The following is a 22,330-nucleotide window of genomic DNA, read 5'->3' as shown; positions in this document are numbered from 1 at the left end:
TTTGGGTTCAGTGTCAGGCTTCGGCGGGATTGTCGATGGTCAGGCAGCGGCCTCCGTCAGGGAGAACGTCGATTTTGACTCTGACGGTATCGTCGGGCAGGATGTCGTCGATGCGGTCGGGCCATTCGATGAGGCAGAGTGCGCCTGAGTCGAGATAGTCTTCCACGCCGATGTCGAAAGCCTGTTCGAGCGACTCGATGCGGTAGAGGTCGAAGTGGTAGATCAGCTCGGCTGTTGTATCGGAGCGATATTCGTTGATGATCGAGAATGTAGGCGATCCTGTCGGGTCTTCCTCCACACCGAGCGCGCGGCAGAGGGCGTTGATGAAAGTTGTTTTTCCGGCGCCCATCTCACCCTCGAAGGTGTAGACCGTGGCGTCGTCCATAAGGCTTAGAAACTCCTGAGCGGCCTGCGGAAGGGCTTCGACGGAGGGAATCATTATCTTTTTCATGCGGTAAGTGACTTTTATTGTAAGTGACTTTTGTTTGATTCTATTTGGCTGTCAGAGTGATGATCGGGATGAGCATTTCTTCGGGCGAGATGCCGCCGTGCTGGAAGGTCCCGTCATAGTACTGCACATAGTAGTTGTAGTTGTTGGGATAGGCGAAGAAGTCGCGCCCGGTGGCGAAGATGTAGGTCGACGATACGTTTGGCGCGGGCAGCCCCAGACGGCCCGGTTGCTTGACCTCATAGACCTGGCGGGCGTTGTAGGCGAGGTTTTTGCCTATCTTGTAGCGGAGGTTGGTGTTGGTGTTCTTGTCGCCGACAACCTTGACGGGGTTGTCCACGCGCACGGTGCCGTGGTCGGTGGTGAGGACTATCTTGTAGCCCTTGGCGGCTATGCGTCGGAATATCTCGATGGCCGGCGAGTGGCGGAACCATGATTCGGAGAGCGACCGGTAGGCGGCGTTGTTGGCGGCAAGCTCGCGGATCATGCGTGACTCGGTGCGGGCGTGGGAGAGCATGTCGATGAAGTTGAACACTATGACGTTCAGATCGTTGTCAAGCAGATTGGAGAACTCGCGGAGGAGTTTCTCGCCTGCGGCCGAGTCGTTGATCTTGGTGTAGGAGAATCTGCACTGGCGGCGATAGCGTTCGAACTGGGTGGCTATCATGGGCGATTCGTTGAGATTTTTGCCTTCCGGGGAGTCTTCGTCGACCCACAGGTCGGGAAACATCCGCTCGATGTCGACCGGCATCAGCCCGGAGAAAATGGCGTTGCGGGCATACTGTGTGGCGGTCGGGAGTATGGAGCAGTAGAGTTCCTCGCTGAAGTTGAAGGTGTCGGCAAGCAGGGGCTTGACTGCGGCCCACTGGTCGAGGCGGAAGTTGTCGATCAGTATGAAAAACACCTTTTCGCCGGTGTCGAGCAGGGGGAACACCCGGTTTTTGAAGATGTCGGGCGACATCATGGGGCGGCCGGGCGTGTTCTTGTCGGCGATCCATGAGGCGTAGTTGTTTTTGATGAATTTGGCGAAGGCTGTGCCTGCGTCTTTCCGCTGCATGTCAAGCAGTTCGTCCATCTGTGTGTCGGCGGCCGAGAGTTGCATCTCCCAGTGGACCAGAAGACGGTAGAGGTTCATCCAGTCGGTGATCGATGAAGCCGAGTCGATCATCGACGAGATCCGCGAGAATTCCTGGCGGTAGTCGCTGCCGGTCTGGGTGGAGACGAGGCGGTCTGAGTGGAGGTTTTTCTTGATCGAGAGCAGTATCTGGTTGGGGTTTACCGGCTTGATGAGGTAGTCGGCAATCTTGTTGCCTACGGCCTGGTCCATGATGTTTTCTTCCTCGCTTTTGGTGATCATGATCACCGGTATGTGGGGCGAGGTGAGTTTTATGCGCTGGAGGGTTTCGAGTCCGGTCAGGCCGGGCATGTTCTCGTCAAGGATGATGAGGTCGAAGTTCTGTTGTCCGGCAAGCTCAAGGGCGTCGGCGCCGCTGCATGCGGTGACCACTTCATAGCCTTTGCCTTTGAGGAACATTATGTGGGGTTTGAGGAGGTCGATCTCGTCGTCGGCCCAGAGTATGGTTGATGGCATTCTGCTGTCGGTTGGGGTTGGTTATGGGGTTTTGGTGGAGGGTCAGTCTTCATCGCCTTCGCTGCCGAGGGGATAGTCAGGGTAGACCGGAGGCGAGGTTGGCTTTTTGGGCGGGGCGGGAGTTTTGGGAGAGCTGGGAGTTTTGGGAGTTTTGGGAGTGCTGGGGAGGCTGGGGGATTGGGGCTTTTGGGGCGCTTTTGGCTCTGCGGGGCTTGTTTGTGTAGGCTCTGCTGTAGTAGGCTTTGCTGTAGCAGGCTCTGCGGGGGCTTCAGGGGTCTCCGTGTTTGGTTCGGGGGTGTACATTTCAGATGCTGCCGGATATTCTTCGGGTGGCAGGACTGATTCATGGGTCTCGCGGACGCTTTCTTCGCCGATGAAGCGGAAGTAGTCGTCAAACGATCCGCCTCCCTGGAGCAGTTTCTCGAAGTTGCTCTTGCTTATCTGCACGGGGCGCACTCCTTCGGGTATGATGACACCGCGGTCCTGGCTGAGCAGCGAGCGGTAGTGGTTGAGCTCGGCTTCATTGCTGAATCCCTTGACGAGGAGAAGGCCGAGCTGCCCGAAGTTCATGACTTCGAGGTCGAAGTCGCGCACCATGTAGGTGGTGAAGTTGTGGCGGGCCACATCGAAGAGCAGCTGGTTGGGCGAGATCTGCGAGGTGGAGAAGAGCAACACCAGATAGTGGGGCTCTTCCGGTGCGAGCGTGAAGTCAAGATCGGCGGCTTCGCCGTCAAGCAGGGTCGAGTCGTTGGTCAGGCGGATATCCCAGATCATGCTGCGCATGTTGGAGGTGCCGCTGTGGAGTTTCCGGCCCTGGGCAAGGCCTTTGAGATATGACGAGGCCATCGGGGTCATGTCGGTTTCCGGATAGCGTTCGAGCAGTTCCCTGAGGGTGGTGCCGAATTCTTCGGGCTTGTTTTCGGTGACGTAGGCCAGGGCGTGGAGAAACATGAACTTCGGCATGAGCGGCGAGAGGGGATAGTCGCGCGCCATTGTCTCGTAGGCCTGATGGACCTGCGGGTTGCGGTCGGCGAGATAGTCGCTGTAGGCGTTCTCATAAAGTTCTTCCTGGCGGGCGAGCATGGAGCGCAGCTTGTCGATATAGTTCGGGTCGGCCATTGCCTGGGCATATTTTGAGTCGGGAAATTCGCTGAGTATGAGCTGGCGGTAGCGCTCGGCCTCGGCCTGACGGTCGCGGCGCACGTTCATCAGATACTGATTGTAGTAGATGTCGAGGCGGTAGACGTTGTCAGGGTAGCTGTTCATCAGCCGGCGCCATTCCTCATCGGCCGCATCGAAGTCTTCGAGCTTGTCTTTGAGTATGAGTCCGGAATTGTAGAGCCCTTCCTGGATCACCTCGCCGGCAGTGGTTTTCTCCACATCGGTCTTGGGAATCTGGCGCAGGTAATACTCGCGGTGGTGCGGGTCGTTGGCCTTTGCTTCCTGCTCTTTGTCGGCCTTGTCGGCTGAGGAGTCGTCGGCTTCGTCGGCTCCGCTGTCGGGGTCTGCGTCTGACTCGTCGCCGTCACCGCTGAAATCGTCCATGCTGAATGACGATTTGTTGCGCCGGCGCCAGTCGTTTTCGAGCTTACGCGAGCCCCAGCGGCGCTGGAAGTCGGTGCGTCCGGCATTGCGGGTGGCCGTGTTGTAGAAGTACCACGACTTGTCGGTGTTGAGCGTAAACGTGGTCGGTGCCGAAGCCGAACTGTTGTTGAGGTTCGAGCCGAGGGCTTCCTGCTGAGCGAGATACTCCTCGCGCTTGGCCGCCTCGGCTTCTTCTTTTTCTTTCTTTTTGAGGTCGGATATGATTTTGTCGATCACGGCTAACTGCTGCTCTTCCGGCATGGCTGCCAGACGCAGCAGTGAGTCGTTGAGAGTCACGTTCTGAGAGTAAACAGCAAGTTCGTCGAGCACGTCTGACCGGCGTTGCAGGCGGGCCAGATCGGGGTAATTGTCGGGCAACTGCGGGACGGCTTCGGCATAGCATGGCTGTGCGAGGTCATAGCGGTGGCGGTCGAAGTAGAGACCGCCGAGCGTCACCTGCGAGATGGCCTTCTCGATGCCTCCGCGGGTCGACTTTTCGGCTGCAAGCACATAGTTGGCTATTGCATTGGCGGTGTCGCGCCGCGAGAGATAGAGATTGCCTATGGCATAATAGATCTGGTCGAGATACTCCTTGTTGCGGTCATAGCGGGTCATGCGCTGCAGGGCCTTGACCTCAGGGCTTATGTCGGCCCCCTGAAACACCTCGCTCTGCTTGATGCGGGCGTTGAACTTGGTGCGGTATGAGGCTCCGGCCGATTTTCCGGCCTTGCGGTAGGCCTCGTAGGCCGCCGATGCATCGCCCTCGGCGCTGTAGAGCTGGCCAAGGAGGAATCTGAGGCGTGTTTTCTGCGGACCCTTGGCATATCCGATAGCCTCGCGCAGCATGGGGATGGCCTTGGCGTTGTCATGGGAGCGCACGTAGAAATCGGCATATGTGAAACTGTAAAGCTCTTTCAGCCTGCTGCTTGTCAGCTGATCGGGCTTGATGCGCACCAGTATGGTCTCGGCTTCGAAGAGCCAGTCAAGAGCGCAGTAGCTCCGGGCCTGCCAGAGCTTGGCTTCGGTAACGGTCTCTGGGAGCCAGCCGAAGTGCTTGGCTATATAATAGAAGGTGGAAGCCGCGCCGAGGAAGTCGCCGTTGAAATACTGGCTGCGCCCCATCATCATCCAGGCGTTGTGGAGGAAGGGGTTATACTCGTCGCGTTTGAGCCATTTCTTGTATTCCGGATCATTGCTGTGGCCCGGTTTGCGGCGCGGGCGCTTCTTGATGCTGTGGAGCTGTATGGCCTTCTGCGCCTTTTCGATCGAGCGGGTGAAAGAGCCTGACGGCTGCGGGGCCTTGGGGTTGGAATAGGCCTCGACAGGGTGCATCAGCACCTGGGCCGAATAGTCGTCCTCATAGGCGCGCTCCATCTCCTTGAGCGTCTCCTTGAAATGCTCGTCGCCGTTGAAATAGACATTGTAGCGGGTGATGAAAGCCTGATAGTTACGGGTGGCCGCGGTGTTTTTCTTAGGCGAACAAGCCGAAAAGGCCGCGACAAGCGCCACGACCGCCACGAGAAGCCCGGCCCTTAACAGCCCGCGCATCCTCCACACTGTTGCCTCTGAAAATATCATTATATATATTATAGTAACGCGCCCGCGCGCGGAATATTGCTTCACCGTAACAGTCTGTCTGCCCCGAAAGAGCAGGGGGGTGTATAAAAAAATTGTCCGCTGCCCCTTTCTATCAAGGAGCAACAGGACTAAAGCCAAAAGGCGTCATTGAATCGAAATAGATTCCTTTCGGTGATGAAAGGAAACTATCCCTTTCCAATAATGTAGAGATTATATCATACTTACACTTACACCAAGTTGGTCACTTGCCGTTGCGTCGTCGCGACGAGACCGCTCAGTGCAGTTGCCTTTGTCCTTAGTCTCAAAAAGTGAATTTAATGCGTAAAATTTTTTATCAGTCCAAGGATTGCAACCGATTTGGTGTTTCTTTTCAAGTGCAAAGGTAAAAAGTTTTTCGGAGCAGGAATAATGAAAAAACATCTGTTAAGATTTTTTAACCGTCCGGGCCGGCCAAATATTTATGCCGGTTTGTCTGATAAGCAACTAATCTCTATCTTTGCAATGCAAAACCTGCTTTTGGGCGGGTCAGGAGATTACATCACCTCGGCAATTCGGCCGGTTGCGCCTCCGGAGGGAGGGCGATGGCTGAAAGTGATGGGACGGCTCTTCTCCGTTGAATGACAGCAGTTTGAAACACCAAGTTCTGTATCCCGTCTGACAGAATCCTGAATATGTGATTAAGCCCCCGTTTCCGCGGGCTTTTGCGTATCGGATTCTTATTGTCGGGAAACAGGTGAAACCGCTTGGCCGTCAGAGGAATCTGCAATAAGACCGTAAGCACAGGCTTTAATCGCATAAAAACAGAACGACATGCAATTTAAACCTGACTTACTATATATAATAACCCGGTCTCTTCCACTATAGAATTAAAGAACTTCAGGAGACAATCGCCCTGACTGACTGCCAAGCTGTTTGTCAGGGTTGCTTTTTATGGCTGAGAGGGGGGAGACGGCCTGACGGCAGCTTCCGCAGCCGGTCCGGATGGGCGTCCGGAGGACGCAGATTTACTCGTAGCCCGTGACACCGCATTATCGCACTCTTTCGGCGGCCGGGAGTTATATCTTTGCAGAAGTTCCGATGATCCTGCCCCGTCTGCAGCCGCAAAAGATTGTTGGCCGATGGTGCCATTTGTCTGAAAAATTTAGTATTTTTGCAGAAAGTAATAGATTAAAACAAGAATACAATCCGGATATGAAAAATATAATACTCTTCGACCCGGTCGAAGCACGTGCGGGGCTGCTTCCCCTCACCCTTACCCGCCCTGTGGCACTGCTGCGCCACGGCATCACCACTCTGTCGGAAAAATGGCAGAAAGCCATCCCCGGCACCTATTCCTACAGCACCCAGGACTATCTGTCTGCAAAATATCCCATGATAGAGGCCGCCGACGGCGACAACCTCTTCATTGCCGGCAATCTCCACCCTGATCAGGAACTTGTGGAAGCCATTCTCTCGCTCGAACCCGGCGAAGCCCTGACTCAGGGCGCCGCCATCATAGCCCGCCGCGGCAACGGCGAACCGCAGAAAACCAAGGCCTATGAAGGCAATCCGCTTGCCCTCAACCACGTCTGGGACATCTTCATGCTCAACGACGAAGCCCTGCGCCGCGACTTCGCCTGCCTGACTGCCGGACGCGAGTCGCAACCCCTGAGCGATACATGCCGTCTGATCGGCGATCCCTCGCAGCTCTTCATCGAAGAGGGAGCCACGGTAGAGGGTGCGATCATCAACGTGACCAAAGGCCCGGTCTATGTGGGCCGCGACGCCGAAATCATGGAAGGCGCATGTCTGCGCGGCCCGATAGCCCTTTGCGAACATGCCGTGGTCAACATGGGCGGCAAGATCTACGGCGCCACAACCCTCGGCCCATACTGCAAAGTGGGCGGCGAACTCAACAACGTGGTAATGACCGGATACTCAAACAAAGCACATGACGGATTCCTCGGCAACGCCGTGATCGGCGAATGGTGTAACCTCGGAGCAGGCTGCACCGCCTCGAATCTCAAGAATACCTATGCCCCTGTCAGAGTCTGGAGCATGGCGGAAAACTCTTTCATCAAGACCGACCTGCAGTTCTGCGGCCTGATAATGGGCGACCACTCGAAGGCCGGCATCAACACGATGTTCAACACCGCCACGGTTGTCGGCGTAGGCGTGAACTTCTACGGAGCCGGTTTCCCGCGCACGTTCATACCCTCGTTCACCGAGGGGTCTACTCTCGGCATGAAGCCTGTGATCATGGATCGCTTCTTTGACACCGCCACCCGCATGATGGCGCGCCGACACAAGGAGCTGACCCCTGTCGACAAGGAAATTTTTATCACCATCAACGAAAACACCCTCTGAAGCCTATGCCAAAAGTTTCCGAACGCGGCACTCTGATGCCTGCATCGCCGATCAGACGTCTTGCCCCTCTGGCAAATGATGCCAAAGCACGTGGAATCAAGGTCTATCATCTCAACATAGGCCAGCCCGATGTACCGACTCCTCCTGAGGGTCTTGAAGCTCTGAAAAATATTGACCGCAAGGTGCTTGAATACAGTCCCTCGGCCGGACTCATGTCGCTCCGCGAAAAACTTCGTGAATACTACCACCGCTTCAGTATTGACGTGGATGTCGATGACATCATCGTCACAACCGGTGGTTCCGAGGCTGTGCTCTTCGCCTTCATGGCCTGTCTCGATCCCGGCGACGAGATCATTGTTCCCGAACCCGCCTATGCCAACTACATGGCCTTCGCCATTTCAGCCGGTGCGAAGATCGTCACCGTTCCATCGAACATCGACCAGGGCTTTGCGCTTCCGGCGGTTGAAAAATTCGAGGAACTGATCACCCCGCGCACCAAAGGCATACTCATCTGCAATCCAAACAACCCGACCGGCTATCTCTACACCATGAAAGAGATGCTCCAGATCCGCGATCTGGTCAAGAAATATGACCTCTTCCTCTTCTCTGACGAAGTTTACCGCGAATTCTGCTACACCGGTGCCCCTTACATCTCGGCCTTCCATCTGCCGGGAATAGAGGAGCAGGTGGTGCTGGTCGACTCTGTGTCCAAGCGCTACAACGAATGCGGCATCCGCGTCGGCGCGCTCATCACCAAGCATCCTGAACTCAAAACAAACGTCATGAAGTTCTGCCAGGCGCGTCTCAGCCCGCCTCTGCTTGGCCAGATCGTGGCCGAAGCCTCGATCGACACCACGCCTGACTACATGCTCGCCACATATAATGAATATGTGGAGCGCCGCAAGTTCCTCATCGATGAGATCAATAAGATACCCGGCTGCTACACCCCGATACCGATGGGCGCATTCTACACCGTGGTCAAACTCCCGGTTGACAATGCCGATGACTTCTGCCAGTGGTGTCTGAGAGACTTCGATCTCAACGGCGAGACCATCTTCATGGCCCCAGCCTCAGGCTTCTACACCACTCCCGGCATGGGCCACGATGAAGTCCGCATGGCCTACGTGCTCAACAAGGCTGACCTCGCCCGCGCCATGAAGATCCTTTCCGAAGCTCTCAAGGCCTATCCCGGCCGCACCATCTGACGCTCCACTCTTCTGAGCGCTGAAAGTCACCGGTGCATAACGATAACATAATCAAGGCTCTTTCATTTAACTTTGATGCTACAATGCGCCACTGTTAATCAAGTAGTTATATGTAGCAGTTACGCAATGGCTGTATTAATCTCATTTTGGATAAAAGGGTTAATGACTTTTAACTAACTATCAGTCATGCACTTTGAAAATTCCAAGCATTTTTAAATGAAAGAGCCGTGCGGAGAGCCTTGGCTGTGCTATGCAGTTTGTATTTTTTTGCGTTTTGTAGTACCTTTGCAGAATATGAACAGAAAGGATTTTGAAATAATGGCTCCCGTCGGGAGCTACGAGTCGCTCCACGCCGCTATCGAGGCCGGAGCCGATGCCATATATTTCGGTGTCGAAGGGCTGAACATGCGCTCACGCTCATCGGTCAACTTCACGCTTGACGACCTGCGCAACATTGCCTCCATCTGTGACCGGGCCGGAGTCAAGACCTATCTCACGGTCAATACGATCATCTATGACAACGAACTCGACAAGATGCGCGCCGTCATCGAGGCCGTGCGCGACAGCGGAATCTCAGCCATCATAGCCAGTGACATCGCCGCCATCAGCTATGCCCGAAGCATCGGAGTGGAGGTCCACATCTCCACACAGCTCAATGTCACAAACATCGAAGCCGTACGCTTCTTCGCGCAATATGCCGACGTGGTGGTGCTTGCCCGCGAACTTAATCTCGACCAGGTCAAGGCCATCCATGACGCCATCGAGCGCGAGGACATCCGCGGACCCCACGGGCAGAGAGTGCGCATCGAAATGTTCTGCCACGGAGCGCTCTGCATGGCCGTTTCAGGCAAATGCTATCTCAGCCTCCACGAGATGAACTCAAGCGCCAACCGCGGAGCCTGTACTCAGATATGCCGTCGCGGCTACACCGTCACCGACCGCGAGACTGGCGACGAACTTGCCGTGGAAAACAAATACATCATGTCGCCTAAGGATCTGAAGACCATTCACTTCCTCAACAAGATGATCGACGCGGGAGTCAGAGTGTTCAAGATCGAAGGCCGCGCCCGCGGTCCAGAGTATGTCAAAATCGCCGTTCAGGCCTACTCGGAAGCCATTGAGGCCATCTGCCGCGGCGAGTTCACCGAAGACCGCATAGCCCGCTGGGACGAAGAACTCTCCAAGATCTTCAACCGCGGTTTCTGGAACGGCTACTATCTCGGCCAGCGCCTCGGCGAATGGTCGGCCAAATACGGCTCGTCGGCCACCCGCGTAAAGCGCTATCTGGCCAAAGGTGTGCGCTATTTCCCGAAACTCGGAGTAGGGGAGTTCCTGATGGAAGGCGGCGAACTCCATGTGGGCGACGAGGTGGTAATCACCGGAACCGACACCGGAGCAATCATCATGACTGTCGAGGAACTTCGTCTGGACTACGACCCCGTGCCCGTGGTGAAGAAAGGCCAGAGTTTCTCCATCAAGGTGCCGCGCAAAATCCGTCCCTCCGATCGCCTCTACATCTGGGAAGAGACCGCCCTGACAAAAAACTGAGCATCCTTCTGATTGAACCCATGAAACCTGTATAAAACAATTATACCTAAAGTAACTATACCGAATGAAAAAACTTTTTATGTACATGATGATGGCCGTGACGGCTATCCCTCTTATGGCTCAGAACTATCTGACTCTGCGTTATGACCGCCCGGCCGATTACTGGCTTGAGGCCCTTCCGCTCGGCAACGGTCGCCTCGGAGCGATGGTCTACGGAGGTGTGACAAGTGACACCATCCAGATCAACGAAGACACATTCTGGGCCGGAAGTCCCTACAACAACATCAATCCCAACGCCAAAGCCCACCTGCAGGAAATACGTGACTGCATCAACCGCGGAGACTACGAGCAGGCTCAGCGTCTGGCCATGTCAAACATCACCGCTGACATCAATGTGACCGCCCACGGCATGGCCTATGAATCGCTCGGCAACATCGTGCTCGACTTCAAGACTCCGAAAGCAACCCCGACAGACTATTCGCGAACCCTCGACCTGACCGACGCAGTGGCCCGCGTGAGCTACACCGCCGACGGTGTGGGCTACAACCGCGAAATCTTCACCTCACTTGCCGACAACGTGCTTGTCATGCGTCTGACAGCCTCAAAAGGCGGCAAGATCAGCTTCACTACTTCATTCAAAGGCCCTGAAAAGGAAAAGCGCGTCAAAACCTCGGCCGAAGTAGTCAAAGGCAGCGACAATCTGCTGCGGGTAAGCTCCTTCCCCGGACAGCCGGAAATGGAGAATATCCCCAACCTCCTGCATGCCACCACCTATATACAGATCATAGCCGATGGCGGAAAGCAGAGCGCCGACCGCTCAAAAGGCACGCTGACGGTCAAAAATGCCGACAGCGCACTGATCATCGTGGCCTCCGCCACCAACTTTGAAAACTATAAAGACATTTCAGGCGACAGCGATGCCAAGGCTATGGCCGCACTCTCGGCCTTTGACCGCGACTATGCCCGCGCCAAGGCAGACCACAGCGCGCGTTATGCCTCGATGTTCAACCGCGTCAGCCTCGATCTCGGCCACAACCCCGTGCAGGAGGCCAAGCCGACCGACACCCGTATAGCCGAATTCGCCTCGTCTGACGACCCCGGTCTTGCCGCCATGTACTTCCAGTTTGGCCGCTACCTGCTCATCTGCTCCTCACAGCCCGGCACACAGCCTGCCAATCTGCAAGGTATCTGGAACCCCGATGCCGGACAGTATCCCGCATGGGACAGCAAATACACCACCAACATCAACGTCGAGATGAACTACTGGCCTGCCGAGGTCACCAACCTCAGCGAGTGTCACGATCCCTTCCTTCAGCTTGTGAAAGATGTCAGCGTCACCGGACGCGAATCGGCTGAAAAAATGTATGGATGCCGCGGCTGGACTCTCCACCACAACACCGACCTCTGGCGCTCTACCGGATCGGTCGACAATGCCTCGTGCAGCATCTGGCCAACCTGCAACGCCTGGTTCGCCTCTCACCTGTGGGAACGCTATCTCTACACCGGCGACAAGGCCTGGCTTGCATCGGTCTATCCCGTGCTCAAAGGTGCCTGCGAATTCTATCAGGATTTCCTTGTCACCGACCCGAAGAGCGGCTACAAGGTGGTCTCCCCCTCAAATTCTCCTGAAAACCACCCCGGACTCGGTTCCTATGAGGATGCCGGAGGCAAGAAACGGAGCCTTGCAGTGTTCAGCGGCGTGACTATGGACAATCAGATGGTCTACGACCTGCTCAACAACACCGCTCTTGCTGCCGGAGTGCTCGGAGTGGACAGCGAATTTGCCGCCGGCCTCGACTCGCTCAAGGCTCAGTTGCCTCCCATGCACGTAGGTCAATACGGCCAGCTCCAGGAATGGCTTGAAGACTGGGACAAGGAGCGCAGCAGCCATCGACACGTCTCGCACCTCTGGGGGCTTTATCCCGGCAACCAGATCTCGCCATACACCAACCCCGAACTCTTCCAGGCAGCCAAAAAATCGCTCATCGGACGTGGTGACGCCAGCCGTGGCTGGGCTATGGGTTGGAAAGTCTGCCTCTGGGCCCGACTGCTCGACGGCAACCACGCCATGAAGCTCATCCGCAACCAGCTCCGCCTCAAAGATCCCAACGTCACCATCAAGGATCAGGATGGCGGCACGTATGCCAACATGTTTGACGCCCACCCGCCGTTCCAGATCGACGGCAACTTCGGCTGCACCGCCGGCATAGCCGAAATGCTTGTCCAGAGCCACGACGGAGCCGTCCACCTGCTCCCCGCTCTGCCCGATGCCTGGCCCAAGGGTTCTGTCAAAGGTCTCCGCACCCGTGGCGGTTTCGAGATCACTGACATGAAGTGGGCCGACGGAAAACTCGTGTCGGCAACCGTCCGCTCGACTCTCGGCGGCAATCTCCGCCTGCGTTCCGCCTCGGCTCTCCGTCTTGCCGGCGGCCAGCCTCTGAAAGCGGCTGAAGGAGCCAACACCAACGCGCTCAACAGCGTCTACTCCATCCCGAAACCCGTTATAAAAGACAGCTCCAAGATCCCGGCGCTCGAACTTCCCGCCACCTCTCTCTATGATCTCCCCACTGAGCCGGGAGCCACTTATGTGATCGAAGCCATCCGCTGAATTCCGCAAGCCCGCGCCTCAGATCCGGCTCACTGACCATACCGTCCCCCGCTCAGGGTGCGCAATGCACTCAGAGCGGGGGACCCGCTTTTTTAGCAGCTCTTTGTTCATTCAATCAGTCTTTTCAGTGAAAATTTCATTTCAGCACTTGCGGAATTCGGGCACTTTTGAGTAATTTTGCACTGCGATGTTACTGTCATTTGCCATACCCTCCACTGCGCCTCTGATCACCGCCCCCGTACCCATATTTCTGACGGTGATGGCCATTATATTGCTGACACCTCTCGTGCTCAGCAGGCTGAAGATTCCGCAGGTAATCGGACTGATCATCGCCGGAGTCGCCGTAGGCCCCTACGGGCTCAATCTGCTTGCCCGCGACATGAGCTTCGAAGTCTTCGGCCAGGTAGGCATACTCTACCTCATGTTTCTGGCCGGAATCGAAATTGACATGTACCACCTGCGCAAGAACCTGCGCAAAGGCATGGCTTTCGGAGCCTTCACCTTTATAATACCACTGCTTTTAGGAACGCTCACCGCGATGGCCGCGCTCGGCATGCACCTGCTTGAGGCCGTGCTGCTTGCCTCGATGTTCGCAGCCCACACCCTCATAGCCTATCCTATTGTAAACCGATTCGGAGTCACCAAATCGCCGGCCGTAATCATAGCCATAGCCGGCACCATCATGACCGTGCTCGGATCGCTGATAGTGCTTGCAGGTGTTCTCGGTGTCTACCGCGACGGCTCCTTGGGCTCCTTGGTTCCGGTGCTCTTCTATCTCGCCCTCTACTGCGTAGGCATCACATATCTCTACCCACGCATAACGCGCTACTTCTTCAAGCACTACAGCGACGGCATCAGCCAGTTCATCTACGTGATGGTGGCTGTGTTCGGAGCCGCCGCCCTCGCCTCGTTCATAGGCATTGAGGGGGTGTTCGGCGCCTTCTTCGCCGGGCTGGTGCTCAACCGCTTCATCCCGGCGCGGTCCACTCTGATGGGGCGCCTTGAGTTTGTGGGCAACGCTCTTTTCATCCCTTACTTTCTTATAGGAGTCGGTATGCTGATCGACCTGCGTGTCGTGCTTGACGGCTGGGGTACCCTCTACACCGCCGCCGTGATGAGCGCCGTGGCTATGGCCTCGAAATGGCTCGCCGCCCTTGTCACTCAGAAAGTCTACGGGCTGACACCGGTTGACCGCTCCATGATGTATCAGCTCTCCAACGCCCACACCGCCGTGGCCCTCGCAGTGGTCATGATCGGCTATGAACTGCATCTGTTTGATATCCAGGTGCTGAACGGCACGGTGGTCATGATCCTTGTCACCTGCACAGTCTCATCATTTGGAACCGAGCGGGCAGCCTCGCGCATCAAGGTCCAGATGCTTGAGCAGGAAGAGGAAGAAAACTCTAAAGACGATTCCGCCGCCCATCCGCGCACCCTGATAGCCATCTCGAATCCGCTGACAGCCCCCGGAATTGTAGACCTCGCCCTCTCGATGCGCTTCCCTGACAGCTCTGTGGCGGGCGATCTTTATGCGCTGCATGTGCGCAACGACAATTCTGCGTCGGCCCGTGCCATAGGCCGCAATTCTCTTGACGTGGCCGAAAGAGCCGCTGCAGCCGTCGAGACCACGCTAACTCCCATAGAGCGCTTCGATCTCAACTTCATAACCGGAGTGCTCAACACAATGGAGGAGCGTGACATAACCGAACTGATCGTAGGCCTCCACCGTCGCACAAGCATCATCGACTCTTTCCTTGGCGAGAAAGTGGAGCAGCTTCTGCGCTCCACCAATCGCATGGTGGTCATGCCGCGCTGCTTCATCCCGCTCAACACTGTCACCCGCATCCTTGTGGCCGTGCCGAAGAAAGCCCAGTTCGAAACCGGATTCCGCCGCTGGGTGCAGGCCGTAGGCAACCTCTGCCGCCAGATAGGCTGTCGCATTGAATTCTGGTGCGAGGAGTCGACTGTGCCGCTGATCCGCACGGTCGTAAGACAAAGCAACCTCGGCATACGGATGTCGTTTGCCGAGGTTAGAAGTTATGACGATTTCGTGTTGAAATCAGCGGAAGTCAATGACGATGATCTGCTCATAGTGGTGAGTGCGCGCCGCTCATCGGTATCGTTTGACAGTGACATGGACACCGTGCCGGAATATCTGCAGAAATACTTTGCCAATACAAATCTCATAGTGCTCTATCCGGGCCAGTTCGGCACCGAAGCTCCGATGACTATGGCCGAGACTATGGCCACCGATATCGTGTCGGCCCCGAACCCGCTCTATCGTTATACTATGGCGCTTGTCCGCCGTCTGCGCAGGGTTCTCAGCCATCGCTGAGAGAGCCTTTCATCCCGGATTTTGAACAGTCCGGCTCAGAACAGACCCATTCAGAGCGAGCGGTTGAAATAGCGGTCGAGAATATCGCGGGCGGCTGTAAACGAGCTTTGCTGATTGTTCAGCACACGGATCTCCTTGGCGGCAAGCATCTGCTCGATTTCAGGATTATTGTAGAAATGGGCGCGGAGCTGCTCATCGATCGTCTCATACATCCAGTAGCGGGCCTGCTGACTGCGCTTGCGCTCGAAATAGCCGTTTGCGTCCACAAAGGCGAAATAGCGGTCTATCATGTCCCACACCTCAGGAATTCCCAGTTCGAAATAACCCGAATAGGTCAGCACCTCCGGGCTCCAGCCTGATTCCGTAGGCGGAAAGAGGTGGAGAGCACTGCGGAACTGTGCCTGCGCGAGCTGTGCGCGCTGAATGTTGTCGCCGTCGGCCTTATTGATCACTATACCGTCAGCCATCTCCATGATGCCGCGCTTGATGCCCTGGAGCTCATCGCCGGTGCCGGCGAGCTGGATCAGAAGGAAGAAGTCGACCATCGAGTGCACGGCTGTCTCGCTCTGGCCCACACCTACGGTCTCCACAAAGATATTGTTGAAGCCGGCGGCTTCGCAGAGCACTATGGTCTCGCGCGTCTTGCGGGCCACGCCGCCGAGCGATCCTGCCGAAGGGCTGGGGCGGATAAAGGCGTCAGGGTGCACCGAAAGTTTCTCCATGCGGGTCTTGTCGCCGAGAATACTCCCTTTGGTGCGTTCGCTTGACGGATCGATGGCAAGCACGGCAAGTTTGCCGCCCCCCTTGAGTACGTGGAGCCCGAAAACGTCTATAGAGGTACTTTTGCCGGCTCCGGGCACTCCCGTGATGCCTATGCGGCGCGACTTCCCGGAGTGGGGCAGACATTTCTCTATCACCTCCTGGGCTATGGCCTGATGGTCGGGCGAAAGGCTTTCCACGAGGGTCACGGCGCGGGCGAGGGTGGTGATGTCGCCCTTGAGTATTCCTTCCACGAGTTCGCCCGCGCTCGGCAGCGCCTTGCGCTTGCGGCGTTTGAGATAGGGGTTGACTACCGGAGGCTGGCTCACGCCCTTGTTGACGGTGAGGCCGCCGAACTGATCGTCGTTTTCAATATGTTCCATGACTGATGTGATGCTTGACTGTGTGTGGGTCTATGAGTGAATGCTTGGAGACTGTTTTCTGACAACCTCTTATTTTACTTCGGCAACTACGCGGACCATAGTCGAGGGATGGTCCGGATCATTGGCTATGATATTGATGCGGGCGTTGAGCAGTTCGGTGTCGCCGATGAGGGCCGGATTGACCGTCACCTCCACCTTCTCGCTCTTACCCGGTTTGATCTTGTCGGATTTGAGTCTGACATCCACAGCCTTTTCCGGACAGTGGATGCGGCGGATCAGCAGATTCGACTTACCTTTGTTGACGATGGTAAACGTGCGCTTCAGCGGAGCGTCGCCGCGGATGATGCGCCGCAGGTCAATGGCAGTCTCGTCAGTGTCTATCACCGGAGCGTTGGCGCGCTCCTTGGCTGTGAGCTTCGAGAAATCCTCGCCTATGATGGCCACGGTCTCGATCTTCATCCGCTCGGCCGATCCGGCATCGGGAGCTATCGTCATCGAGTCGGTCACTATGCCCCAGGTCTTGACCCGGTCACCGTGAAACACGGTCGAGATCACGAATCTGTCGCCCGGCGGAACTTCGGCCGGCTGCATGATCACATTTATATATGACGGCTTGCTGATCACCTGCGGGCGGATCGTATCGGCCGACGCATTGTAGCATTCGAGATACTGCCCGCCGGTATGGCCGCTGTAGATATTTCCGTAGCTTATCATGTCGCCGCGCAGTTTCATCGGGCCGAGCGTCAGCGGGAAGCGCGATTTCAGAGTGTTTGACGCGCCGATCACAGTGCCCTGGATGGTCAGTGACGTGCGCTTGGGGTCTGAATCGAGATCGACGTTGACGTATTTCACGAAGCGTCCCGGCCGCCCCTTGGGGTCGAAGCCCACGCGGATCACGGCCGTGTCGCCCGGAGCTATCGGATCGCGCGAATACTCCGGTTTGGTGCATCCGCAGTTGGCACGCGCGCTGATTATGGCTATAGGCTCGTCAGAGGCGTTGACCAGGCGGAAGTCACAGTAGACAGTGCCCAGATCCTCGTCAAAAGCCCCGAAATCGTGCTTCTGTTCAAGCCAGATACCCCGGCCGTCGGCATGGGCCATGAAAGCCGCCGAGCCTAAGAGCATGGCGGCGATAGTGCGCAGTCTGATCATTTGGTTTCAGGAATGATTACACCGTTAAACGTAAGGTTGATGCGTGATTTCGTGGCGTTTGACTTCACCTTGACCGTGCGGTTGAACTCTCCGGCGCGTCCCTTGGGCTGGAAAGTAATCTTTATCTCGCCTTTTTTGCCCGGAGCTATTGGCTTTTTGGGGAAAGAGGGCTTGGTGCAGCCGCAGCCGCCGTTGCTCACATTGATGATGGTCAGCGGAGCCGATCCGGTGTTGGTGAACTCATAGACGGCGGTGACAGCACCCCCGTCGGCCTTGATGGTGCCGAAATCGTGGGCGGTTTTGACAAATGTCATTTCGGCTTTGTCTTTGGCGCTTGCGCTTATGATGGCAGTGACTGCCAGCAACAGTACGAGGAATATTTTTTTCATAATCTATACTTGGTCAGTGGTTTTTGATATCTTGAATTACAGATGAAACGACAGTCGGTCATTTCTGGATATGACACCTCCCGGCCGAAATGGTTTAACCGGGCATTAGCCACAAAATTACGCAAAATACATGAGAAAAAATTAAACGGTGATAAACATTTTTATCATAACTAACGTTAGAAATCCTGAAGGTGTTCAACGCCTGATCATACTTAAGAGGTGGTTTAAAAACAACCTTATATAGATTAACTCACGTTTACCTGCTGATTATGAGACGCAAGAGATTTTTCGCTTATATTATCGGACTCCTGTTGGCCTTTGTCGGGTCCGGCCTGACAAGTTCTTGCGGCACAGTAAGAACCCATTGGGGCATGGAGCATGAATATAAATATGACTTCCCTGACGGAGGCGACCATCACCATCATAAAAAGCATAAGAAACATAAGAAGCACAAGAAGCACCATCATCATCACGATGATGACGATGATTGATCGCCTCTTGGAGCCATGAGCCCTGGGCCGGCCACGCATCGCAGCCTCGTCCGTATCACTCATGCTGTCAGCTATCGGCCAAGATAAATTAGTTTTATAAAGAAACCCGGAAGAGCATCCGTAACAAACGCTCTTCCGGGTTTAGGTTTTTTAGAGGGTGTTTTATGGCAACACCCTCCCGGCTGTTTCTTACTTCATGTTTTCGAGAGTGGCGGCGTCGAGGCCTGCGATGGCGATGACATTGATGATGTCACGCACCTCCGCGTCAACGTTCATGAAGTGGACAGGCTTCTTCAGACCCATCTGGATCGGGCCGATCGACTCGCCGACACCCATTTCAAGCATGATGCGGTAAGCCGCATTGGCCGCGCTGAGGTTGGGGAACACCAGTGTGTTGACATCCTTGCCGTAGAGGCGGGTGAAGGGATAAGCCTTGTCGCGCACGGCGCGGTTCAGGGCATAGTTGACCTGCATTTCGCCGTCTACGATCATATCCGGATTCTCCTCATGGAGTTTGCTGACAACGTTGTGCACCGTCTTCGGCTCGGTTTCAGAATTGGTGCCGAAGTTCGAGTATGAGACGAGGGCCATGACAGGCTCGTGGGCGAAGAACTTCACCGCATCGTGGGCCAGACGGGTGATGTCGGTCAGAGTCTCCTCGTCGGCGGTGCCGTTGATCATGGTGTCGGCCAGGAAGTATGTGCCCTTCGAGGTTTCGAGCACATGCATGGCTGCGAAGTGCTTGAACCCGTCGCGCAGACCTATCACCTCGCGGGCTATGTCCGCGGTAGGATTGTTGGCCGAGCGGGTTCCGGCAATGAAGGCATCGGCATCGCCGGTCTCCACCATCATCATGCCGAAATAGTTGCGGTCAAACATCTTGTCGAGAGCGCTTTCGAAATTCTCGCCCTGGCGCTGGCGCTTGGTGGTCAGCATGGCCGCATAGCGTTCGCGGCGCGGAGCCTCGCGGTCGTGGCGCAGGTTGACGATCTCGATTCCCTCTATGTTGAGGCCGAGGCGCTGGGCGCGTTTCTCGATCATCTCCTCGTTGCCGAGCAGGATGGGGATGCACAGACCGTCGGCAGCAGCGATGGCGGCGGCGCGGAGCATATTGTCGGTATTGGCCTCGCCGAAGGCCACTCGCTTCGGGTTGGTGCGCGCTGCCTCGTTCAGGCGGCGGGTAAACTTGCGGTCGTTGCCTTTGAGAAGACGGAGTTTTTCGTCATATTCGTCCCAGTCGGTGATCGGGCGGCGTGACACTCCGCTGTCCATTGCGCCTCTGGCCACAGCGGGAGCCACTGATGTGAGCAGGCGCGGGTCAAAGGGGGTGGGGATGATGTAGTCGCGGCCGAAGTGGATGTCTGAGCGGTTGTAGGCAGCGCTCACCACCGGTGGTACGGGTTTCTTGGCGAGTTCTGCAATGGCCCTTACGGCATAGATCTTCATCGTCTCGTTGATCTCCGACGCGCCGCAGTCAAGAGCGCCGCGGAAGATGTAGGGGAAGCCCAGCACATTGTTGATCTGGTTGGGGTAGTCCGAACGGCCTGTGCCCATGATGATGTCGGGGCGGGCGGCCATTGCTGTCTCGTAGGCGATCTCCGGATCGGGATTGGCCAGAGCGAACACGATAGGCTTCGGTGCCATGCTCTTGACCATTTCAGGGGTCACCACATCCTTGACCGAGAGGCCGAGGAACACATCGGCGTCAACCATAGCCTCGGCCAGGGTCGTGATCTCGCGCGAGGTGGCAAACTGTGCCTTCTGCGGGTTAAGGTCTGTGCGCTTGTGGCTGATGACACCCTTGCTGTCACACATCACCACGTTTTCCATCTTCACGCCAAGAGCGCAGTAGAGCTTGGTGCATGACACGGCTGCCGCGCCTGCGCCGTTGACCACCAGACGAATCTCTTCTATCTTCTTGCCCTGGATCTCGATGGCGTTGAGCAGAGCGGCGGCCGAGATGATGGCCGTGCCGTGCTGGTCGTCGTGCATCACGGGGATGTTCATTTCGGCCTTCAGGCGCTCTTCGATTTTGAAACACTCAGGCGCCTTGATGTCTTCGAGGTTGATGCCGCCGAAAGTCGGGCCGAGAGCCTTGACGATATCTATAAACTTGTCGGGGTCGGTCTCGTCGACTTCAATGTCAAAGCAGTCGAGACCCGCGAATATTTTGAAAAGCAGACCCTTGCCTTCCATCACGGGCTTGCCGGCCAGAGCGCCGATATTGCCCAGACCGAGCACTGCCGTGCCGTTGGAGATCACGGCCACAAGATTGCCCTTGTCGGTATATTTGTAAACATCGTCAGGATTGTCTTTGATCTCAAGGCAGGGATAGGCCACGCCGGGAGAGTAGGCCAGGGCCAGGTCGGCCTGGGTGGCATAGGGTTTGGTGGGGATTACTTCGATTTTTCCGGGGCGCGGATAACGGTGATAGTCCAGCGCCATTTCTTTTGTGACTTTTGCCATGTTAATTGGTATGGTGTGTGTATGTTGATGATCAGTATATTCTAAAACAATCTTATAGAATAATAGTTTTCTGACAAATCGTTGCCAAATCACTCGCAAAGTTAACAAAAATCTGTTAAGAGAGTCATTCTGCCGACAATAATAAAGCTGACGTTTAACAATAATTTAATCAATAAAGTTTAACGGAGCCTCTCGCCGAGGCTTATCTTCTGATTGTCAGCACAGACCGTTCAGCAATTTTCAGTCTGCAGTGATAATTTTTTAGCCGCTAATATTGGGATAGATGTGAAATAATTACTATTTTTACACCGTGATAAAGAGCCGTGGCGCATATCTGTTGTGTCCGGCTTGTATTATTGTCTTTTAAAAACTTCTCGTAAAATACTGTTGATCAATCTTATGAAGAGGATTTTCCTACTCCCGCTGTTGGCTGTGCTGATGGCGTTTGGTGCGTCGGCCCAGTCTGACCCGAAGCAGCCCCTCGTCTACGGGGTGGCTTTTTACAACCTTGAGAATCTGTTTGACACCATCAACAACAACGGCCAGTATGACCTTGAATTCTCTCCCAACGGTGCCCGTCAGTGGAACGGTTCCAAATACTGGAGCAAAATCAACAATCTGGCCTACTGCATCTCCAAGATGGTGACCAAAAACACTCCGATGGGCCCGGCAATCATCGGTGTCTCTGAAATTGAAAACAAAAGCTGTCTCGACGACCTCGTGCGCGCCAAAGACATCCGCCAGTGGCGTCTGCAGGTCGTGCACCACGACTCGCCTGACCGCCGCGGCGTCGACGTAGGCCTCCTCTACAACCCCCGCCTATTCAAAGTCCTCGATGTCACAAACCACCGCCTTGTGATTCCGGGCTACGAAAGCTTCCGCACACGCGACCAGATGTGTGTTACAGGTATCCTTGGCGGAGACACCGTCAGCGTCATCGTCAACCACTGGCCCTCGCGCCTTGGCGGACAGGAGCGTTCGAGCTACCTGCGCGAAGCAGCGGCATCTTTGTCAAAGCAGATCGCCGACTCCCTCTGGGCCATCCGTCCCAACCAGGGTGTGATAATCATGGGCGACCTCAATGACGACCCCCAGGACAAATCATGTGCCGTAAGCCTCGGCGCGCAGCGCGACGAGAAAAACGTCGGACCTCACCAGTTCTACAATCCCTGGTGGAAAATCCTCGACCGCGGCATCGGCACCCTCGCCTACAAAGGCCAGTGGAACCTCTTTGACCAGATAATCGTCTCCGGAACACTCCTCAACAAAAACGGCGCGCGCCTCTGCTACAGAACCTGCAAAGTCAACAACTTCGACTTCCTCTTTGACACCGAAGGCCAGCGTCAGGGTTACCCCAAACGCACATTTGCAGCCGGCGCATGGCTCAACGGATACTCCGATCACTTCCCGACTGAAATCTTTCTGCAGGTAACACGCCGGTAAGCGC

At 55.8% G+C, this 22,330-nt stretch carries 15 protein-coding genes; 8 read left to right on the top strand and 7 right to left on the bottom strand.

What is annotated here, in order from left to right; all coding sequences use genetic code 11:
- Positions 1-13 precede the first annotated feature (13 nt).
- Genes tsaE through E7745_RS01615 form a run of 3 tightly spaced genes read right to left on the bottom strand, consistent with a single transcriptional unit; the run spans position 14 to position 5,201 of the window.
- Complete coding sequence (tsaE, locus tag E7745_RS01625) at positions 14-451, bottom strand: tRNA (adenosine(37)-N6)-threonylcarbamoyltransferase complex ATPase subunit type 1 TsaE (RefSeq protein ID WP_107032234.1); 438 nt, start codon at positions 449-451, stop codon at positions 14-16.
- A gap of 40 nt (positions 452-491) precedes the next feature.
- Positions 492-2,039 (bottom strand): bifunctional response regulator/alkaline phosphatase family protein, encoded by a 1,548-nt coding sequence (locus E7745_RS01620; RefSeq protein WP_123397949.1) that lies wholly within the window; start codon positions 2,037-2,039, stop codon positions 492-494.
- A 42-nt stretch (positions 2,040-2,081) separates the two neighbouring features.
- Positions 2,082-5,201: a tetratricopeptide repeat protein gene (locus E7745_RS01615; protein WP_205746911.1), complete on the bottom strand. Its 3,120-nt coding sequence runs from the start codon at positions 5,199-5,201 to the stop codon at positions 2,082-2,084.
- A gap of 408 nt (positions 5,202-5,609) precedes the next feature.
- Here E7745_RS01615 and E7745_RS01610 point away from each other — a divergent pair, with 408 nt between their 5' ends.
- From E7745_RS01610 to E7745_RS01585, 6 genes are all read left to right on the top strand, one after another.
- Positions 5,610-5,822, top strand: a complete 213-nt coding sequence (locus E7745_RS01610; protein WP_136408172.1) for a hypothetical protein — start codon at positions 5,610-5,612, stop codon at positions 5,820-5,822.
- Positions 5,823-6,392: 570 nt separating this feature from the next.
- The gene (locus E7745_RS01605; protein WP_123397950.1) at positions 6,393-7,547 is read left to right on the top strand and encodes a putative sugar nucleotidyl transferase; all 1,155 of its coding nucleotides are present in this window, start codon (positions 6,393-6,395) and stop codon (positions 7,545-7,547) included.
- Between the two features lie 5 nt (positions 7,548-7,552).
- Complete coding sequence (locus E7745_RS01600; protein WP_107032237.1) at positions 7,553-8,752, top strand: pyridoxal phosphate-dependent aminotransferase; 1,200 nt, start codon at positions 7,553-7,555, stop codon at positions 8,750-8,752.
- Between the two features lie 294 nt (positions 8,753-9,046).
- Positions 9,047-10,300, top strand: a complete 1,254-nt coding sequence (locus E7745_RS01595) for a peptidase U32 family protein (RefSeq protein ID WP_123397951.1) — start codon at positions 9,047-9,049, stop codon at positions 10,298-10,300.
- A gap of 64 nt (positions 10,301-10,364) precedes the next feature.
- The gene (locus E7745_RS01590; protein ID WP_123397952.1) at positions 10,365-12,908 is read left to right on the top strand and encodes a glycoside hydrolase N-terminal domain-containing protein; all 2,544 of its coding nucleotides are present in this window, start codon (positions 10,365-10,367) and stop codon (positions 12,906-12,908) included.
- A gap of 187 nt (positions 12,909-13,095) precedes the next feature.
- Positions 13,096-15,243, top strand: coding sequence for a cation:proton antiporter (locus E7745_RS01585; protein ID WP_136408171.1), 2,148 nt, complete (start codon positions 13,096-13,098; stop codon positions 15,241-15,243).
- 50 nt (positions 15,244-15,293) lie between these two features.
- Here E7745_RS01585 and meaB read toward each other — a convergent pair whose 3' ends face one another.
- The 3 genes from meaB to E7745_RS01570 form a co-directional block, all read right to left on the bottom strand.
- Positions 15,294-16,385 carry a methylmalonyl Co-A mutase-associated GTPase MeaB gene (gene meaB, locus E7745_RS01580; RefSeq protein ID WP_107032962.1) on the bottom strand — a complete coding sequence of 364 codons (1,092 nt, stop codon included), beginning with the start codon at positions 16,383-16,385 and terminating at the stop codon, positions 15,294-15,296.
- Between the two features lie 69 nt (positions 16,386-16,454).
- Complete coding sequence (locus E7745_RS01575) at positions 16,455-17,537, bottom strand: DUF1573 domain-containing protein (RefSeq protein WP_136408170.1); 1,083 nt, start codon at positions 17,535-17,537, stop codon at positions 16,455-16,457.
- A complete protein-coding gene (locus E7745_RS01570) occupies positions 17,534-17,926 on the bottom strand; it encodes a DUF1573 domain-containing protein (RefSeq protein ID WP_240740349.1) in 393 nt (130 codons plus the stop codon). The genes E7745_RS01575 and E7745_RS01570 overlap by 4 nt, the downstream gene beginning before the upstream one ends.
- Before the next feature lie 269 nt (positions 17,927-18,195).
- Here E7745_RS01570 and E7745_RS01565 point away from each other — a divergent pair, with 269 nt between their 5' ends.
- A complete protein-coding gene (locus tag E7745_RS01565) occupies positions 18,196-18,417 on the top strand; it encodes a hypothetical protein (protein WP_133166551.1) in 222 nt (73 codons plus the stop codon).
- Positions 18,418-18,606: 189 nt separating this feature from the next.
- On the opposite strand, the gene E7745_RS01560 is transcribed toward E7745_RS01565, so the two are convergent.
- On the bottom strand, positions 18,607-20,883 hold the full coding sequence (locus tag E7745_RS01560) for an NADP-dependent malic enzyme (protein WP_123397957.1): 2,277 nt from the start codon (positions 20,881-20,883) through the stop codon (positions 18,607-18,609).
- Between the two features lie 399 nt (positions 20,884-21,282).
- On the opposite strand from E7745_RS01560, the gene E7745_RS01555 reads away from it, so the two are divergent.
- Positions 21,283-22,326: an endonuclease gene (locus E7745_RS01555; protein ID WP_107032957.1), complete on the top strand. Its 1,044-nt coding sequence runs from the start codon at positions 21,283-21,285 to the stop codon at positions 22,324-22,326.
- Positions 22,327-22,330 lie beyond the last annotated feature (4 nt).

Source organism: Duncaniella sp. C9 (assembly GCF_004803935.1).
GTDB classification, from domain to species: Bacteria; Bacteroidota; Bacteroidia; order Bacteroidales; family Muribaculaceae; genus Duncaniella; species Duncaniella muris.
This window is presented reverse-complemented; position numbering and strand designations above follow the sequence as displayed.

Bases quoted from the DNA above. Each gene is read 5' to 3' on its own strand.
- E7745_RS01555 (WP_107032957.1), top strand. From the start codon at position 21,283: ATGAAGAGGATTTTCCTACTCCCGCTGTTGGCTGTGCTGATGGCGTTT.
- E7745_RS01620 (WP_123397949.1), bottom strand. From the start codon at position 2,039: ATGCCATCAACCATACTCTGGGCCGACGACGAGATCGACCTCCTCAAA.
- E7745_RS01610 (WP_136408172.1), top strand. From the start codon at position 5,610: ATGAAAAAACATCTGTTAAGATTTTTTAACCGTCCGGGCCGGCCAAAT.
- E7745_RS01595 (WP_123397951.1), top strand. From the start codon at position 9,047: ATGAACAGAAAGGATTTTGAAATAATGGCTCCCGTCGGGAGCTACGAG.
- E7745_RS01560 (WP_123397957.1), bottom strand. From the start codon at position 20,883: ATGGCAAAAGTCACAAAAGAAATGGCGCTGGACTATCACCGTTATCCG.
- E7745_RS01575 (WP_136408170.1), bottom strand. From the start codon at position 17,537: ATGATCAGACTGCGCACTATCGCCGCCATGCTCTTAGGCTCGGCGGCT.
- E7745_RS01565 (WP_133166551.1), top strand. From the start codon at position 18,196: ATGAGACGCAAGAGATTTTTCGCTTATATTATCGGACTCCTGTTGGCC.
- E7745_RS01570 (WP_240740349.1), bottom strand. From the start codon at position 17,926: ATGAAAAAAATATTCCTCGTACTGTTGCTGGCAGTCACTGCCATCATA.
- meaB (WP_107032962.1), bottom strand. From the start codon at position 16,385: ATGGAACATATTGAAAACGACGATCAGTTCGGCGGCCTCACCGTCAAC.
- E7745_RS01600 (WP_107032237.1), top strand. From the start codon at position 7,553: ATGCCAAAAGTTTCCGAACGCGGCACTCTGATGCCTGCATCGCCGATC.
- tsaE (WP_107032234.1), bottom strand. From the start codon at position 451: ATGAAAAAGATAATGATTCCCTCCGTCGAAGCCCTTCCGCAGGCCGCT.
- E7745_RS01615 (WP_205746911.1), bottom strand. From the start codon at position 5,201: ATGATATTTTCAGAGGCAACAGTGTGGAGGATGCGCGGGCTGTTAAGG.
- E7745_RS01585 (WP_136408171.1), top strand. From the start codon at position 13,096: ATGTTACTGTCATTTGCCATACCCTCCACTGCGCCTCTGATCACCGCC.
- E7745_RS01605 (WP_123397950.1), top strand. From the start codon at position 6,393: ATGAAAAATATAATACTCTTCGACCCGGTCGAAGCACGTGCGGGGCTG.
- E7745_RS01590 (WP_123397952.1), top strand. From the start codon at position 10,365: ATGAAAAAACTTTTTATGTACATGATGATGGCCGTGACGGCTATCCCT.